This window comes from Actinospineispora spinosispora DSM 44797 (assembly GCF_000429025.1).
GTDB lineage: Bacteria > Actinomycetota > Actinomycetes > Mycobacteriales > Pseudonocardiaceae > Pseudonocardia > Pseudonocardia spinosispora.
Window position 1 is genome coordinate 530,503 of the sequence record NZ_KE386835.1, and the last position, 14,105, is coordinate 544,607.

At 66.9% G+C, this 14,105-nt stretch carries 25 protein-coding genes; 1 reads left to right on the forward strand and 24 read right to left on the reverse strand.

Annotated features, from left to right (window positions below):
- Positions 1-111 precede the first annotated feature (111 nt).
- Positions 112-687: a TetR/AcrR family transcriptional regulator gene (locus G406_RS0136165; protein WP_028937615.1), complete on the forward strand. Its 576-nt coding sequence runs from the start codon at positions 112-114 to the stop codon at positions 685-687.
- On the opposite strand, the gene G406_RS0136170 is transcribed toward G406_RS0136165, so the two are convergent.
- The 24 genes from G406_RS0136170 to rplC all read right to left on the reverse strand — a co-directional run bounded on the left by G406_RS0136170 (position 688) and on the right by rplC (position 14,100).
- Entirely contained in the window at positions 688-1,335 is a 648-nt protein-coding gene (locus G406_RS0136170) for a cysteine hydrolase family protein (protein WP_037080283.1), read from the reverse strand. It abuts the gene before it with no gap.
- A 454-nt stretch (positions 1,336-1,789) separates the two neighbouring features.
- Positions 1,790-2,521: a type I methionyl aminopeptidase gene (map, locus tag G406_RS0136175; protein WP_051343195.1), complete on the reverse strand. Its 732-nt coding sequence runs from the start codon at positions 2,519-2,521 to the stop codon at positions 1,790-1,792.
- Between the two features lie 100 nt (positions 2,522-2,621).
- Positions 2,622-3,170, reverse strand: coding sequence for an adenylate kinase (locus G406_RS0136180; protein WP_028937618.1), 549 nt, complete (start codon positions 3,168-3,170; stop codon positions 2,622-2,624).
- Positions 3,171-3,254: 84 nt separating this feature from the next.
- Entirely contained in the window at positions 3,255-4,565 is a 1,311-nt protein-coding gene (gene secY / locus G406_RS0136185) for a preprotein translocase subunit SecY (protein WP_028937619.1), read from the reverse strand.
- A gap of 215 nt (positions 4,566-4,780) precedes the next feature.
- Positions 4,781-5,227, reverse strand: a complete 447-nt coding sequence (gene rplO / locus G406_RS0136190; protein WP_028937620.1) for a 50S ribosomal protein L15 — start codon at positions 5,225-5,227, stop codon at positions 4,781-4,783.
- On the reverse strand, positions 5,224-5,412 hold the full coding sequence (gene rpmD, locus G406_RS0136195; RefSeq protein WP_028937621.1) for a 50S ribosomal protein L30: 189 nt from the start codon (positions 5,410-5,412) through the stop codon (positions 5,224-5,226). Before rpmD ends, rplO begins: the two co-directional genes overlap by 4 nt.
- Complete coding sequence (gene rpsE, locus G406_RS0136200; protein ID WP_028937622.1) at positions 5,409-6,056, reverse strand: 30S ribosomal protein S5; 648 nt, start codon at positions 6,054-6,056, stop codon at positions 5,409-5,411. The genes rpmD and rpsE overlap by 4 nt, the downstream gene beginning before the upstream one ends.
- 34 nt (positions 6,057-6,090) lie before the next feature.
- Positions 6,091-6,495: a 50S ribosomal protein L18 gene (gene rplR, locus G406_RS0136205; RefSeq protein WP_028937623.1), complete on the reverse strand. Its 405-nt coding sequence runs from the start codon at positions 6,493-6,495 to the stop codon at positions 6,091-6,093.
- The gene (gene rplF / locus G406_RS0136210) at positions 6,496-7,035 is read right to left on the reverse strand and encodes a 50S ribosomal protein L6 (protein WP_028937624.1); all 540 of its coding nucleotides are present in this window, start codon (positions 7,033-7,035) and stop codon (positions 6,496-6,498) included.
- A 12-nt stretch (positions 7,036-7,047) separates the two neighbouring features.
- Positions 7,048-7,446, reverse strand: a complete 399-nt coding sequence (gene rpsH, locus G406_RS0136215) for a 30S ribosomal protein S8 (protein ID WP_028937625.1) — start codon at positions 7,444-7,446, stop codon at positions 7,048-7,050.
- 75 nt (positions 7,447-7,521) lie between these two features.
- Complete coding sequence (locus G406_RS0136220) at positions 7,522-7,707, reverse strand: type Z 30S ribosomal protein S14 (RefSeq protein ID WP_028937626.1); 186 nt, start codon at positions 7,705-7,707, stop codon at positions 7,522-7,524.
- 5 nt (positions 7,708-7,712) lie between these two features.
- Positions 7,713-8,294 (reverse strand): 50S ribosomal protein L5, encoded by a 582-nt coding sequence (gene rplE, locus G406_RS0136225; protein WP_051343148.1) that lies wholly within the window; start codon positions 8,292-8,294, stop codon positions 7,713-7,715.
- A gap of 1 nt (position 8,295) precedes the next feature.
- Positions 8,296-8,622, reverse strand: a complete 327-nt coding sequence (gene rplX / locus G406_RS0136230) for a 50S ribosomal protein L24 (RefSeq protein WP_028937628.1) — start codon at positions 8,620-8,622, stop codon at positions 8,296-8,298.
- Positions 8,623-8,624: 2 nt separating this feature from the next.
- A complete protein-coding gene (gene rplN / locus G406_RS57510) occupies positions 8,625-8,993 on the reverse strand; it encodes a 50S ribosomal protein L14 (RefSeq protein ID WP_028937629.1) in 369 nt (122 codons plus the stop codon).
- A gap of 3 nt (positions 8,994-8,996) precedes the next feature.
- Complete coding sequence (gene rpsQ / locus G406_RS57515) at positions 8,997-9,278, reverse strand: 30S ribosomal protein S17 (RefSeq protein ID WP_028937630.1); 282 nt, start codon at positions 9,276-9,278, stop codon at positions 8,997-8,999.
- A 35-nt stretch (positions 9,279-9,313) separates the two neighbouring features.
- Positions 9,314-9,562, reverse strand: a complete 249-nt coding sequence (gene rpmC / locus G406_RS0136245; RefSeq protein WP_028937631.1) for a 50S ribosomal protein L29 — start codon at positions 9,560-9,562, stop codon at positions 9,314-9,316.
- Positions 9,562-9,981, reverse strand: a complete 420-nt coding sequence (rplP, locus tag G406_RS0136250; protein ID WP_028937632.1) for a 50S ribosomal protein L16 — start codon at positions 9,979-9,981, stop codon at positions 9,562-9,564. The genes rpmC and rplP overlap by 1 nt, the downstream gene beginning before the upstream one ends.
- A 4-nt stretch (positions 9,982-9,985) precedes the next feature.
- Positions 9,986-10,816, reverse strand: a complete 831-nt coding sequence (gene rpsC / locus G406_RS0136255) for a 30S ribosomal protein S3 (RefSeq protein ID WP_028937633.1) — start codon at positions 10,814-10,816, stop codon at positions 9,986-9,988.
- Entirely contained in the window at positions 10,816-11,250 is a 435-nt protein-coding gene (gene rplV, locus G406_RS0136260) for a 50S ribosomal protein L22 (RefSeq protein ID WP_037080288.1), read from the reverse strand. The genes rpsC and rplV overlap by 1 nt, the downstream gene beginning before the upstream one ends.
- 58 nt (positions 11,251-11,308) lie before the next feature.
- Positions 11,309-11,590 carry a 30S ribosomal protein S19 gene (rpsS, locus tag G406_RS0136265; RefSeq protein ID WP_028937635.1) on the reverse strand — a complete coding sequence of 94 codons (282 nt, stop codon included), beginning with the start codon at positions 11,588-11,590 and terminating at the stop codon, positions 11,309-11,311.
- A 15-nt stretch (positions 11,591-11,605) separates the two neighbouring features.
- A complete protein-coding gene (gene rplB, locus G406_RS0136270; RefSeq protein WP_028937636.1) occupies positions 11,606-12,439 on the reverse strand; it encodes a 50S ribosomal protein L2 in 834 nt (277 codons plus the stop codon).
- 13 nt (positions 12,440-12,452) lie between these two features.
- Positions 12,453-12,752 carry a 50S ribosomal protein L23 gene (gene rplW / locus G406_RS0136275; RefSeq protein WP_028937637.1) on the reverse strand — a complete coding sequence of 100 codons (300 nt, stop codon included), beginning with the start codon at positions 12,750-12,752 and terminating at the stop codon, positions 12,453-12,455.
- Positions 12,749-13,435, reverse strand: a complete 687-nt coding sequence (gene rplD, locus G406_RS0136280; RefSeq protein ID WP_028937638.1) for a 50S ribosomal protein L4 — start codon at positions 13,433-13,435, stop codon at positions 12,749-12,751. Before rplD ends, rplW begins: the two co-directional genes overlap by 4 nt.
- Positions 13,432-14,100 carry a 50S ribosomal protein L3 gene (rplC, locus tag G406_RS0136285; protein WP_037080291.1) on the reverse strand — a complete coding sequence of 223 codons (669 nt, stop codon included), beginning with the start codon at positions 14,098-14,100 and terminating at the stop codon, positions 13,432-13,434. Before rplC ends, rplD begins: the two co-directional genes overlap by 4 nt.
- Positions 14,101-14,105: the final 5 nt, after the last annotated feature.

The window sequence follows — 14,105 nt, forward strand, 5'->3', positions numbered from 1 at the left end:
GTCCAGTCCGAGACAGTCTCAGGTGGCGGGACTAACGCTATTGGGTGTCCAGAAAAGTATGATGTTCATCATCCAGATCAGCGGTGGTCACAGGGTTCGGAGGCCGGAGCGGTGGGGCATTCGCAGGAGGACAAGGCGGCGAGCCACGAGCGGATCGTGACGATCGCGGCGGCCCGGTTCCGCGAAGCCGGTACGGACAGCCCGGCGATCGGCGACCTGATGCGCGCGGCGGAGCTCACCCACGGCGGCTTCTACCGGCATTTCGGTTCCCGTGACGAGCTGGTCGACGAGGCGGTCGAGCTTGCGCTCCGCACCGGGGCAGGACGCATGGCCGACGCCGCCGAGAAGGGTGCGGCCGCCGGAGACGGGCTCGGCGCCCTCATCGACGGCTACCTCAGCGCGGGCCATCGCGACGAGCCGGCGAGCAGCTGCGCCGTCGCGACGCTGAGCGCCGACGTTGCGCGAGGTTCGGACCGCGCCAGGGCCGCCTACACGAACCAGGTCCGCGGTTACCTCGACATGATCGAGGCGTCGATCACCGAGCCGGACCCGGTCCGCCGCAGGCGTCGCGCGCTTCAGACGCTCAGCGCACTGGTCGGCGCTGTCCTGATGGCCAGGGCGGTGGACTCCGCCGTCCTGTCCGACGAGCTGTTGACCGAAGTCGCCGAAGCACTCCGCGAGGGCTGATCAGACCGGCAGCGACGCGAGCAGGTCGGCCGTCGTGACGATCCGGTGGGCGAACGTCGGGCCGTTGATCGTGTGGGCCGCGTGCATGGCCTCCGTGCTGAAGGCCGCTGTCGCGTCCGTGACCAGGGTGACGTGATAGCCGAGCTCCATGCCGAAGCGCGCGGTGGACTCGATGCAGGTGTTCGCGATCATCCCGACCAGGACCAGCTGCTCGATGCCGTGCTGCTTGAGCTGCGCATCGAGGTCGGTGTTGGCGAACGCGCTCTGCGACCAGTGCTGCGAGACCACCACATCCCCGGGCTGGGGCTGGAAGTCCGGGTGCCAGTCGCCGCCCCAGGTCCCCTCGGCGAACAGCTGCACGTGGTTCGTGACCAGCTGGCTGGGGTTCGAGTGCCGCCAGCCTTGGTAGTCACCCTCCTGCCAGCGACGGTGTGGGGTGAAGAAGACCGTGATCCCGGCTGCTCGTGCGGCGTCGACCGCGGCCTTGAGGTTGGCGAGCGTGCCGGCCTGCTCCGCGACTTCGGAGACCGCCGGCCAGAGCTTGCCGCCCTCACTCAGGAAGTCGTTGTAGGGGTCGATGAGGATCAGACCGGTTCGGTCGGCGGACCGCTCGACCTCGGGCGTCTTCGGGTACTCGATTCCGCTCATTGCTGGACACCTCTTTTTCTGGATGATTAATGACACCTCGATAGTGAGGATGTCACATGTCATCCAGATTGGGGAGCCTTCTTCGCAAGGGTGCGATCGTCGTCCCCGCTGGCCATCAAGTGTCTTGGCGTGGGTGGGCGGCATCAACCCCCGGCTGGCGCCGGCCTCGCGCTCGTTCCTGGTGCAGCCTGTTCAGGGGCGAGGTTTCAGGGTTGACACCGCCCACCCACGCCAAGTGCAGGCCAGGATCGCGGGGATCGGAGGAGTCTGCGGCGCCAAGTGCGGCCACGGCTGCTGCGCGCCCCACCGCGTGCGGCGCGCGCCGGGAGGGGTTAGGTGACTTCGCAGAGCTTCATGTCGCGTCGCAGACACTGCAGCGTCTGCGAGGCGACGTCAGGGTCTGCGAGGTGGGTCAGAAGGTCTGCGAAGTGGGCGCTCGGGCGAGGGACGAGCCCTACAGGACCGTGAGGATCCAGGGGCCGTCGTCGGTGATCGCCACCGTGTGTTCCCAGTGGACCGCCCGGCTGCCGTCGTCCGTGACGACGGTCCAGTCGTCGTCCAGGGTGCGGGTGCCCGCGCTGCCGGCGGTGAGCATCGGCTCGATCGCCAGTACACCGCCCGCGACCAGGCGGGGACCGCGTCCGGGTGCGCCGAGGTTGGGGAGGAACGGATCCATGTGCATCTCGTTGCCGATGCCGTGGCCGCCGTACTCGGCGACGATGCCGTACTGCACACCGTCGCGTTCAGCCGCGCCCTCGCTCGCCCGCTGGACGGCGTGCGAGATGTCGGTCAGGCGGCCTCCGGGCAGGGCGGCCGCGATTCCGGCGTCCATCGCGGCTCGGCAGGCGGCGGACAGCGCCAGGTCCGAGGCCGGGACGGTGCCGATGGCCAGTGTCACGGCGGAGTCGCCGTGCCAGCCGTCGACGATCGCTCCGCAGTCGACCGAGATCAGGTCGCCGTCGGCGAGTACCTGATCGGCGGACGGGATGCCGTGCACGATCTGGTCGTTGACCGAGGCGCAGATGCTCGCCGGGAAGCCGTGGTAGCCGAGGAACGAGGGCACTCCCCCGCCGTCCCGGATCGACTGCTCGGCGATCTTGTCCAGGTCGAGCGTGCTCACGCCGGGCTTCGCCTGCTCGGCGACCGCCGCCAACGTGCGGGCCACCAGCTGGCCGGCGACGCGCATGGCATCCAGCTCGGTCTTGGTCTTGCGCTCGATCTGACGACCTCCGATACGCGCCAGGCCAGCCCTCAGGCCGGCCAGCGGTCCACCGCCACCCATTCGCTCAGCCCGCGTCCAGCTTGTTGAGCACGCGCTCGGTGATCTCCTCGACCTCGCCGACGGCGTCGATCGTCACGAGCACGTCGCTGTAGTGCTCCAGCAGCGGCGCGGTTTCCTCTTGGTAGACCTCCTGCCGGCGCCGGATCACCGCTTCGGTGTCGTCCGCGCGGCCCCGGCCGAGCAGGCGCTTGATCAGCTGCTCCTGCGGGACCTCCAGCGACACGACGGCGTCCAGCGAGGAGCCGGAGGCGTCGAGGATCGCGGCGAGAGAATCGGCCTGCGCGACCGTGCGGGGGAAGCCGTCGAGGATGAAGCCCTTCGCCGCGTCGTCCTCCGCCAGACGCTCGCGCACCATGCCGACGGTCACCTCGTCGGTGACCAGCTCACCGGCGTCCATGTACCGCTTGGCTTCGAGGCCGAGAGGTGTCTCCTGGCTGAGATTCGCCCGGAAGAGGTCGCCGGTGGAGATGTGCGGGACGTCGAGCCGCTCGGCGAGTCGTACCGCCTGCGTGCCTTTACCCGCGCCCGGAGGACCGACAAGAACGAGTCGCACGGCGACACCGACCTTTCTACCTGATGTGGGACACAACGTGCACCGATGCCCGTGTGCCGCGCGAACCCGAGGTTGACGCGTTTCCTATCTCAGGAAACCCTCGTAGTTGCGCTGCATCAACTGGCTCTCGATCTGTTTCACGGTGTCGAGCCCCACCCCGACCATGATCAACACTGCGGTACCGCCGAACGGGAAGTTCTGGTTCTGTCCGCTCTGGGTAATTCCGAGGAAGAAGTTCGGCAACACCGCGATGATGCCCAGGTAAACGGATCCGGGCAATGTGATGCGCGACAAGACGAAGTTCAGATACTCCGCCGTGGGCCGCCCCGGCCGGATGCCTGGAATGAATCCACCGAACTTCTTCATCTCGTCGGCCCGCTCATCGGGGTTGAACGTGATGCCGACGTAGAAGTACGTGAAGAAGATGATCAGGAGGAAGTACATGATGATGTGGACCGGGTTGGACTGGTCCACCAGGTAGGTCTGCACGAGCCGCTGGAACGTGCCGCCGTTGTTGCCGGACAGCCGCGCGATCAGGTCGGGCAGGTACAGCAGCGACGAGCCGAAGATGACCGGGATGACACCGGCCTGGTTGACCTTCAACGGCAGGTACGTCGAGGTTCCGCCGTACATGCGGCGACCGACCATGCGCTTCGCGTACTGGACCGGGATCCGCCGCTGGCCCTGCTCGACGAACACCACGCTGGCGATGATCGCCAGACCGAAGATGCAGATGCCGATGAAGACGAGCACGCCGGCGTTGGTCAGGATGCCGCCGCCCTCTGCGGGGATGCGGGCCGCGATCGACGTGAAGATCAGCAGCGACATGCCGTTGCCGATGCCGCGCTCGGTGATGAGCTCGCCCAGCCACATGATGACCGAGGTACCCGCGGTCATGACGATGACGATGACGGCGAGGCTGTAGATGCTCGAGTCCGGGATGATCTGCTTCTGGCAGCCGCTGAACAGCGCGCCACGGTCGGCGAGCGCGACGATGCCGGTCGCCTGCAGAATCGCCAGCCCGACCGCCAGATAGCGGGTGTACTGGGTCATCTTGGCCTGGCCGGACTGGCCTTCCTTCTTCAGCTGCTCGAACTTCGGGATGACCACGGTCAACAGCTGCGTGATGATGCTGGACGTGATGTAGGGCATGATGCCCAGCGCGAAGATCGAGAGCTGGAGGAGAGCGCCGCCGCTGAACAGGTTGATCAGGGCGTAGACGCTCTGGTTCTCCCCGCCCTCGGCCGCCTTGAGGCATTCCTGGATGTTGGGGTAGGAGACACCGGGCGACGGCAACGTCGCACCCAACCGATAGACCGCAAGAATCGAGAGCGTGAAGAAAAGTTTCTTACGGAGGTCCGGTGTCGTGAAAGCCGACCGGAACGCGCTGAGCACTCCTGGATCCTCCCGTGCAAGGGCGTCCGGCCGGATCAACCAAGGCCGTGGACACCGATGGAACCGACATCCGGCACATGTCACCTGGACGCTGGAACCCCGAGGGTAACAGCACGTCAGATGCGGCCAGCGCGGGCGTTGCGGAAATATGTCGCGGTGGATAAACGGCTATGGCCGCGACACCACAGAAACCGGTGTCGCGGCCATAGAACCGATCAGAGCTGTACTGCGCTGCCGCCGGCGGCAGCGAGCTTCTCCTTGGCGGAGCCCGAGAAGGCGTGCGCGCTGACAGTCAGCTTCACACCGTCCAGGTCGCCGTTGCCGAGCACCTTCACCAGCTGGTTCTTGCGAACGGCGCCGGCCTCGACGAGCTCGTCGGGGCCGATCGTGCCGCCCTTGGGGAACAGCGTGGCGAGGTCGCCGACGTTCACGACCTGGTACTCGACGCGGAAGCGGTTCTTGAAGCCCTTGAGCTTCGGCAGCCTCATGTGGATGGGCATCTGCCCACCCTCGAAGCCGACCGGCACGGTCTTACGTGCCTTGGTTCCCTTGGTGCCTCGGCCGGCAGTCTTGCCGCCCTTGCCACCTTCACCTCGGCCGACCCGGGTCTTGGCCGTCTTGGAGCCCGGCGCCGGGCGGAGGTGATGAATCTTGATGGTCATTTGGAGTCGACCTCCTCCACCGTCACCAGGTGGCGAACGGTGGCAATCATGCCTCGAACCGAGGGCGAGTCGTCCCGCACCACGGTCTGGCGAATCTTGCGCAGACCGAGGGTGTGCAGGGTGGCCCGCTGGTTCTGCTTACAACCGATGGTGCTGCGCACCTGGGTCACCTTGAGAGCCATCATGCACCTACCGCACTGGCAGCCGCGCGAGCGCGCAGCATCGCGGCCGGGGCCACGTCCTCCAGCGGCAGACCGCGGCGGGCGGCCACCTCCTCGGGACGCTGGATGCTCTTCAGCGCCGCCACCGTGGCGTGAACCACGTTGATGGCGTTGTCGCTGCCGAGCGACTTCGACAGGATGTCGTGGATGCCCGCGCACTCCAGCACGGCGCGCACCGGACCACCGGCGATGACACCGGTACCGGGGCTGGCCGGGATGAGCAGGACGACGCCGGCAGCGGCCTCACCCTGAACGCGGTGCACGATCGTGCCGCCGATGCGGGGCACGCGGAAGAGGTTCTTCTTGGCCTCTTCGACACCCTTGGCGATCGCCGCCGGAACTTCCTTCGCCTTGCCGTAGCCGACGCCGACCATTCCGTCGCCGTCACCCACGATCATCAGCGCGGTGAAGCTGAAGCGCCGACCACCCTGAACGACCTTGGCCACCCGGTTGATGGTGACGAGCCGCTCGAGGAACTGGGACTTCTCCTGGGCCGCTCCGCCACGGCCCCCGTCCCGACGGTCCCGACGGTCGTTGCGGTCGTTGCTGTTGCTTCCGCCGCCACTGCTCCCGCCCTGGCCGCCGTCACGCCGTGTGCGTCCGGGCATCAGGCGTTCCCTTCTGTCTTGTTGATTACAGTCATCAGAACTCCAGCCCGCCTTCGCGAGCGGCGTCCGCGAGCGCGGCGATCCGGCCGTGGTAGTCGTAGCCACCCCGGTCGAACACCACCGCGGTGACGCCGGCCGACTTGGCGCGGGAGGCGATCAGCTCGCCCACCTTGCTCGCGCGGGCCTTCTTGTCGCCGTCCAGCCCACGCACGTCGGCCTCCATGGTGGAAGCGGACGCGAGCGTGTGGCCGGCGCGGTCGTCGATGAGCTGCGCGACCATGTGGCGCGCGCTCCGGTTGACCACCAGACGGGGACGTTCCGGCGTTCCGGTGATCTTCTTGCGCAGTCGGGCGTGACGGCGGGCGCGAGCCTGCCGACGCGTCGCGGAAACCCGCGAACCGAGCCGACGCGCGGTGCTGGTGGAATCACTGGTTGCCATTTACTTACCCGTCTTTCCGACCTTGCGCCGGATGTTCTCGCCGGCGTAGCGCACGCCCTTGCCCTTGTACGGGTCCGGCTTGCGCAGCTTGCGGATGTTCGCGGCGATCTCGCCGACCAGCTGCTTGTCGATGCCCTGCACCGAGAAGCGGGTCGGGTTCTCCACCACGAAGGTGATGCCCTCGGGCGCGGTCACCGTGACGGGGTGGCTGTAGCCGAGCGCGAACTCGAGAGTGGAACCCTTGAGCGCGACGCGGTAGCCGACGCCGTGGATTTCCATCTTCTTCTCGTAGCCGGCGGTGACGCCGACGACCAGGTTGTTCACGAGCGAACGCGACAGCCCGTGCATGGCCCGGCTACGACGCTCGTCGTCCGGACGCGAGACGCGAATGGTCCCGTCGTCGTCGCGGCCGATCGTGATCGGCTCGACGAGAGTGTGCGAGAGAGTGCCCTTGGGACCCTTGACGGTCACCTTCTGGCCCTCGATCGAAACGTCCACGCCGTTCGGTACGGCGACTGGGAGCTTTCCAATACGTGACATGTCCCCGGTCCCTTACCAGACGAAGGCGAGGACTTCCCCGCCCACTCCACGCATGCTCGCCTGCCGGTCGGTCATCAGACCGCCGGACGTCGAGATGATTGCCACCCCGAGACCGCCGAGGACCTTGGGCAGGTTGGTCGACTTCGCGTACACCCGGAGACCGGGCTTGGACACTCGGCGAACGCCCGCAATGCTGCGCTCCCGGTTCCGCCCGTACTTCAGGTCGATCACCAACGAGCGGCCGACCTCGGCCGCTTCGGTGTTGAACGAGGCGATGTAGCCCTCACGCTGGAGGATCTCCGCAATTGCCACCTTCAGCTTGGAATGCGGCATCACGACCTGGTCGTGGTACGCGGAGTTCGCGTTGCGCAGACGCGTGAGCATGTCTGCGATCGGGTCGGTCATCGTCATGGTGACCCCGTCACCTCTCTCATCGTGGTTCCCCTCCCGGGGCCTGCGACGGTCAGCTTGCTTGTGAAGTCGCCCTTACCAGGACGACTTGGAAACTCCGGGCAGTTCGCCCCGGTGCGCCATCTCGCGCACACAGATACGGCACAGCCCGAACTTGCGCAGCACCGCGCGGGCACGCCCGCAACGCTGGCAACGCGTGTAGCCGCGCACCGCGAACTTCGGCTTGCGCGCGGCCTTGATAACCAGACCCGTCTTGGCCATCGCGGTCAGCTCTCCTTGAAGGGGAAGCCCAGGAACTTCAGCAGCGCCCGGCCCTCCTCATTGGTGTTGGCGGACGTGACGACCGTGATGTCCATGCCGCGAGGCCGGTCGATCGAGTCCGGGTCGATCTCGTGGAACATCGACTGCTCGTTGAGACCGAACGTGTAGTTGCCGTTGCCGTCGAACTGCTTCGGCGACAGGCCGCGGAAGTCGCGGATACGCGGCAACGCGATCGTCAGCAGCCGGTCCAGGAACTCCCACATGCGGTCGCCGCGCAGGGTGACCCGCGCGCCGATCGGCATGCCCTCACGGAGCTTGAACTGGGCGATCGACTTGGTGGCCTTGCGGATCTCCGGGCGCTGCCCGGTGATCGTCGCCAGGTCGGTGACCGCGCCGTTGATCAGCTTCGAGTCACGGGCCGCGTCTCCGACACCCATGTTCACGACGACCTTCACGACGCCGGGAATCTGCATCGGGTTGCCGTACTCGAACTTCTCCTGCAGCTGCTTCGCGATCTCTTCGCGGTAGCGGGCCTTGAGCCGCGGGATGTCAACAGCGGTAGCCTCGTCGGTAACAGACGAAGTCATCTCACAGCTCCTTTCCGCTGGTGCGAGCGACGCGGACGCGACGGACCTTGCCGTCCTCGCCCTTCACTTCCTTCTTACCGATCCGGGTCGGCTTGCCGTCCGGATCGACGACCTGCACGTTGGACACGTGGATCGCGGCCTCCTGGGTCACGATCCCGCCGGACTGCGCACCACGCTGGGTGGTGGTGACCCGGGTGTGCTTCTTGATGCGGTTGACGCCTTCGACGAGAACGCGGTCGTTGTCGGGATAGGCCTGGATGACCTTGCCCTTCGCGCCCTTGTCCTTGCCGGCGATCACCACGACGGTGTCGCCCTTCTTGACCTTCATGACTACAAAACCTCCGGCGCGAGCGAGATGATTCGCATGAACCTCTTGTCGCGCAGCTCGCGGCCAACCGGACCGAAGATCCGGGTGCCCCGGGGCTCGTTGTCCGCCTTGATCAGCACGGCGGCGTTCTCGTCGAACCGGATGTACGAGCCGTCCGGGCGACGCTTCTCCTTGACCGTGCGCACTACGACGGCCTTCACCACGTCGCCGCGCTTCACGCCGGCGCCCGGGATGGCGTCCTTCACCGTGGCGACGATGATGTCGCCGATCCCGGCGTAGCGGCGCGCCGATCCACCGAGCACCCGGATGCACAGGATTTCCTTGGCACCGGTGTTGTCGGCGACGCGCAGTCGCGATTCCTGCTGGATCATGGCTTACTTCGCCTTCTCGAGGATCTCGACGAGACGCCAGCGCTTGGTCGCCGACAGCGGACGAGTCTCCATCAGCCGGACGCGGTCACCGACGCCGGCGGTGTTCGCCTCGTCGTGCGCCTTGACCTTGCTGGTACGGCGGATCACCTTGCCGTAGAGCGGGTGCTTGACCCGGTCTTCCACGGACACGACGATCGTCTTGTCCATCTTGTCCGACACCACGAGGCCCTCACGGACCTTGCGGTAACCCCGGGTCTCCACCGGGGTGGCCGTCTCTTCACTCATGCTGAGTTCCTTTTCCGACCGCTCGGCCGCGGCGCTCATGCCGCGCCTTCATCGTCAATCGGTGCGGCCGAGAGGCCCAGCTCGCGCTCGCGCATGACCGTGTAGACCCGCGCGATGTCGTGCCGGACGGTACGCAGCCGCCGGTTGTTGTCCAGCTGCCCGGTGGCCATCTGGAAGCGGAGGTTGAACAGCTCCTCCTTGGACTCCCGCAGCCGGAGCACCAACTCTTCGTTGGTCAGCTCGCGCAGCTCCGACGCGTTGGTCCCGATCCCGGAACCTGCCATCAGAACTCACCACCTTCACGCGTCACGATGCGGCACTTCATCGGCAGTTTGTGGATTGCACGACGCAGTGCCTCGCGCGCCGTCTGCTCGCTCGGGTAGCTCATCTCGAACATCACACGACCGGGCTTGACGTTGGCAACCCAGTACTCCGGGGTGCCCTTACCGGAACCCATGCGGGTTTCCGCCGGCTTCTTGGTGAGCGGCCGGTCCGGGAAGATGTTGATCCACACCTTGCCACCACGGCGGATGTGCCGGGTGATGGCGATACGTGCGGACTCGATCTGCCGGTTGGTCACGTAGGCGGGCTCGAGGGCCTGGATACCGAAGTCGCCGAAGGTGACTCGGGTTCCGCCCTTGGCCGCGCCGCTACGACCGGGGTGGTGCTGCTTGCGGTGCTTGACCTTACGAGGCATCAACATGGCTTCAGCCCTCCCCGGATGTCGACTCGGGTGCCGCTGCCGGCTTCTCTTCGGTCGCTACGCCGCCCGAAGCCTGCTGGGCTGCTGCCCGGCCGGCATCCGTGCTGGTCGGCGTCGTGCCGGAAGCACCGGAGCGACGGCGGGTCGGCCGGTCGCGGCGCGGGCCACGGCCCGGCTCGGCGGCGGCGGGTGCCTGCTCGCGGCGTCCACCGACGACGTCACCCTTGTAGATCCACACCTTCACGCCGATACGGCCGAACGTGGTGCGGGCCTCGAAAAGGCCGTAGTCGATGTCGGCGCGCAGCGTGTGCAGCGGGACGCGACCCTCGCGGTAGAACTCCGAGCGGGACATCTCGGCGCCGCCGAGACGACCCGAGCACTGCACCCGGATGCCCTTGACCTGCGGCGAGCGCATCGCGGTCTGGATCGCCTTACGCATCGCGCGACGGAACGCCACGCGGTTCGACAGCTGCTCGGCGACACCCTGCGCGACCAGCTGGGCGTCCGACTCGGCGCCCTTGACCTCGAGGATGTTCAGCTGAACCTGCTTGCCGGACAGCTTCTCCAGCGCACCGCGGATGCGGTCGGCCTCGGCACCCCGGCGGCCGATCACGATGCCGGGACGCGCGGTGAAGATGTCCACCCGCACGCGATCCCTGGTGCGCTCGATCTCGACCTTGGAGATGCCGGCCCGCTCCATGCCCTTGGAGAGCATCTTGCGGATCGCGACGTCTTCCTTCACATACTCCGCGTACTGCTTGTCGGCGTACCACCGGGACTTCCAGTCCGTGGTGATGCCCAGCCGAAAGCCGTGCGGATTGATCTTCTGACCCATTAGCGGGTCCTTCCCTTCGCGCCGGAGCGGGCCTGCTTCTGCTGCGACCTGCGCAGCGTGTCGGGCCGCGACTCGAGCTCGACCGTGATGTGGCTGGTGCGCTTACGAATCCGGTAGGCACGTCCCTGGGCACGTGGCCGGATGCGCGGCAGCGTCTTGCCCTCGTCCACGTAGGCCGTGGCGATCACGAGGGAGTCGCGGTCCAGCGACAGGTTGTGCTCGGCGTTGGCGATCGCGCTCTCCACGACCTTGTACACCGGCTCGCTGGCAGCGTGCTCGTCGAACCTCAGAACCGTCAGGGCGTCCACAGCACGCTGGCCACGAACCAGGTCGATGACGCGTCGAACCTTCCGAGGGCTCATCCGGACGTGCCGGGCCCGCGCGACCGCGCGCACCGGCTCGGTGCCGGTGGTCTCCTGGCTGGTCTCAGCCATCTCTTCCTCAGCTTCCTTCTTCACCGCAGTTCGGGGTGACAGCGATTAGCCACCCGCGTTAGCGGCGGCGGGCCCTGCGGTCGTCCTTGATGTGGCCCCGGAACGTACGCGTCGGGGCAAACTCGCCGAGCTTGTGCCCGACCATCGACTCCGAGACGAACACCGGTACGTGCTTGCGTCCGTCGTGCACCGCGATCGTGTGCCCGATCATGTCCGGGATGATCGTGGAGCGACGGGACCAAGTCCTGATCACCGTCTTCTTGCCCGACTCGTTGAGAACGTCCACCTTCTTGAGCAGGTGGTCGTCCACGAACGGGCCCTTCTTCAGGCTGCGTGGCATTTCTTACCTCCCTGCTCAGCGCTTCTTGCCGGTACGACGCCGGCGGACGATCAACTTGTCACTTGGCTTGTTCTTGCGGGTACGGCCCTCGGGCTTACCAGCCGGGTTCACCGGGTGGCGACCACCGGAGGTCTTACCCTCACCACCACCGTGCGGGTGGTCGACCGGGTTCATGGCGACACCACGGACGGTCGGGCGCTTGCCCTTCCATCGCATACGGCCTGCCTTGCCCCAGTTGATGTTGGACTGCTCGGCGTTGCCCACCTCGCCGACGGTGGCGCGGCAGCGCACGTCGACGTTGCGGATTTCACCGGAGGGCATACGCAGCTGCGCGTACGGCCCTTCCTTGGCGACCAACTGCACCCTGGCGCCGGCCGACCGCGCCATCTTCGCGCCGCCACCGGGGCGGAGCTCGATCGCGTGGATCACGGTGCCGGTCGGGATGTTGCGCATCGGCAGGTTGTTGCCGACCTTGATGTCGGCCTTCGGGCCGGCCTCGACCATGTCGCCCTGCTTGAGCTTCGAGGGCGCGATGATGTAGCGCTTCTCGCCGTCGACGTAGTGCAGCAGTGCGATCCGGCTGGTCCGGTTCGGGTCGTACTCGATGTGAGCGACCTTGGCCGGAATGCCGTCCTTGTCCGCCCGACGGAAGTCGATCAGACGGTAGGCACGCTTGTGACCGCCGCCCTTGTGCCGGGTGGTGATCTTCCCGTGCGCGTTACGTCCACCCGTGCTGTGCAGCGGACGGATCAGCGACTTCTCCGGCGTCGATCGAGTGATCTCAGCGAAGTCGGAGACGCTTGAGCCGCGCCGGCCGGGTGTAGTCGGCTTGTGCTTACGAATGCCCATGGTTACTCCTCCCTCAGCTAGCCGGTCCGCCGAAGATCTCGATCGGGTTGCTCTCCGGGGAGAGCGTCACGATCGCGCGCTTCGTGTCCTTACGCTTGCCGAACCCGCTGCGGGTGCGCTTGCGCTTACCCGGCCGGTTCAGCGTGTTGACGCTGGTGACCTTGACCTTGAACACCTTCTGCACGGCGATCTTGATCTCGGTCTTGTTCGCGCTCTTGGGTACCAGGAAGGTGTACTGGCGCTCTTCGAGCAGCCCGTAGCTCTTCTCCGAGACCACCGGCGCGATCAGTACATCGCGCGGGTCGGGGATCACTTGCTCTCCTCCGTAACCTCTGCCGAGCTGGCCGAGGCCTTCGCGGAACGGCGGGTCTTGACCGGGCCGTCCAGGAAGGTCTTCAGCGCGTCGGCTGTGAACACCACGTCGTCGTTGACCAGCACGTCGTACGTGTTCAGCTGGTCCGGCGCGATCACGTGGATGCTCGCCAGGTTGCGCAGGCTCTTCCAGCCGACCTCGTCGTCACGACCGACGACGACCAGCACCCGGGGGCGCTCGCTCAACTTGGCGATCGCGGCGCGCGCGATCTTGGTCGATGGCACGTCGCCGTCGACGAGACCGGCGAGCACGTGCACCCGGCCGTTGCGAGCCCGATCGGAGAGCGCACCGCGCAGCGCGGCCTGCTTCATCTTCTTCGGGGTCTTCTGCGCGTAGTCACGCGGCTGCGGGCCGTGAACGACGCCACCGCCGGTGAACTGCGGCGCGCGAGTCGAACCCTGACGGGCGCGACCGGTGCCCTTCTGGCGGTAGGGCTTCGCGCCACCGCCACGGACCTCGCCGCGGGTCTTCGCCTTGTGCGTGCCCTGGCGCGCGGCGGCCAGCTGGGCCACCACGACCTGGTGCAGCAGCGGCTTGTTCTCCGCTACGTCGAACACCGAGTCGGGCAGGTCCACCGAACCATCGGTGCCACCGCCAGGCTTGTGAATGTCCACGCTCGTCATGCCGTCACACCGCCCTTCGCGGCCGACTTGACCAGCACCAGGCCACCCTTGGGGCCGGGAACGGCGCCCTTGATGAGCAGCAGGCCGGAGTCGGCGTCCACTCGGTGCACGGTCAGGTTCTGGGTGGTTACTCGCTCGTTGCCCATCCGGCCGGCCATCTTCAGACCCTTGAAGACGCGGCCCGGGGTAGCGCAGCCACCGATGGAGCCGGGCGAACGGTGCTTGCGCTGCACGCCGTGACCGGCACCGAGGCCGGAGAACCCGTGGCGCTTCATGACGCCCGCGGTTCCCTTGCCCTTGCTGGTGGCGACCACGTCGACCACGGCACCGGTCTCGAAGACCGAGGCGGTGAGCTCCTGGCCGAGCTGGTACTCACCGGCGTCCGTGGTGCGCAGCTCGACGAGGTGGCGACGCGGGGTCACCCCTGCCTTGCTGAAGTGCCCGGTGACCGGCTTGTTGACGCGGCGCGGGTCGACGGCACCGAACGCCAGCTGGACCGCGGTGTAACCGTCGGTCTCCTGGGTACGGATCTGCGTCACGACGCACGGTCCGGCGGCCACGACGGTCACCGGCACGACGCGGTTGTTCTCGTCGAACACCTGCGTCATCCCGAGCTTGGTGCCCAGGATGCCCGTCACCTGCTTCTCTGAACTCGACGTATCCATCTTCG

Excerpts from the sequence above, each read along its gene's own strand:
- G406_RS0136170 (WP_037080283.1), bottom strand. The coding sequence starts at position 1,335 with ATGAGCGGAATCGAGTACCCGAAGACGCCCGAGGTCGAGCGGTCCGCC.
- map (WP_051343195.1), bottom strand. The coding sequence starts at position 2,521 with ATGCGCGTCGCCGGCCAGCTGGTGGCCCGCACGTTGGCGGCGGTCGCC.
- rplO (WP_028937620.1), bottom strand. The coding sequence starts at position 5,227 with ATGACCATCAAGATTCATCACCTCCGCCCGGCGCCGGGCTCCAAGACG.
- rpmD (WP_028937621.1), bottom strand. The coding sequence starts at position 5,412 with ATGATGGCTCTCAAGGTGACCCAGGTGCGCAGCACCATCGGTTGTAAG.
- rpsE (WP_028937622.1), bottom strand. The coding sequence starts at position 6,056 with ATGCCCGGACGCACACGGCGTGACGGCGGCCAGGGCGGGAGCAGTGGC.
- rplR (WP_028937623.1), bottom strand. The coding sequence starts at position 6,495 with ATGGCAACCAGTGATTCCACCAGCACCGCGCGTCGGCTCGGTTCGCGG.
- rplF (WP_028937624.1), bottom strand. The coding sequence starts at position 7,035 with ATGTCACGTATTGGAAAGCTCCCAGTCGCCGTACCGAACGGCGTGGAC.
- rpsH (WP_028937625.1), bottom strand. The coding sequence starts at position 7,446 with ATGACGATGACCGACCCGATCGCAGACATGCTCACGCGTCTGCGCAAC.
- G406_RS0136220 (WP_028937626.1), bottom strand. The coding sequence starts at position 7,707 with ATGGCCAAGACGGGTCTGGTTATCAAGGCCGCGCGCAAGCCGAAGTTC.
- rplE (WP_051343148.1), bottom strand. The coding sequence starts at position 8,294 with ATGACTTCGTCTGTTACCGACGAGGCTACCGCTGTTGACATCCCGCGG.
- rplX (WP_028937628.1), bottom strand. The coding sequence starts at position 8,622 with ATGAAGGTCAAGAAGGGCGACACCGTCGTGGTGATCGCCGGCAAGGAC.
- rplN (WP_028937629.1), bottom strand. The coding sequence starts at position 8,993 with ATGATCCAGCAGGAATCGCGACTGCGCGTCGCCGACAACACCGGTGCC.
- rpsQ (WP_028937630.1), bottom strand. The coding sequence starts at position 9,278 with ATGAGTGAAGAGACGGCCACCCCGGTGGAGACCCGGGGTTACCGCAAG.
- rpmC (WP_028937631.1), bottom strand. The coding sequence starts at position 9,562 with ATGGCAGGTTCCGGGATCGGGACCAACGCGTCGGAGCTGCGCGAGCTG.
- rplP (WP_028937632.1), bottom strand. The coding sequence starts at position 9,981 with ATGTTGATGCCTCGTAAGGTCAAGCACCGCAAGCAGCACCACCCCGGT.
- rpsC (WP_028937633.1), bottom strand. The coding sequence starts at position 10,816 with ATGGGTCAGAAGATCAATCCGCACGGCTTTCGGCTGGGCATCACCACG.
- rplV (WP_037080288.1), bottom strand. The coding sequence starts at position 11,250 with ATGGCTGAGACCAGCCAGGAGACCACCGGCACCGAGCCGGTGCGCGCG.
- rpsS (WP_028937635.1), bottom strand. The coding sequence starts at position 11,590 with ATGCCACGCAGCCTGAAGAAGGGCCCGTTCGTGGACGACCACCTGCTC.
- rplB (WP_028937636.1), bottom strand. The coding sequence starts at position 12,439 with ATGGGCATTCGTAAGCACAAGCCGACTACACCCGGCCGGCGCGGCTCA.
- rplD (WP_028937638.1), bottom strand. The coding sequence starts at position 13,435 with ATGACGAGCGTGGACATTCACAAGCCTGGCGGTGGCACCGATGGTTCG.
- rplC (WP_037080291.1), bottom strand. The coding sequence starts at position 14,100 with ATGGATACGTCGAGTTCAGAGAAGCAGGTGACGGGCATCCTGGGCACC.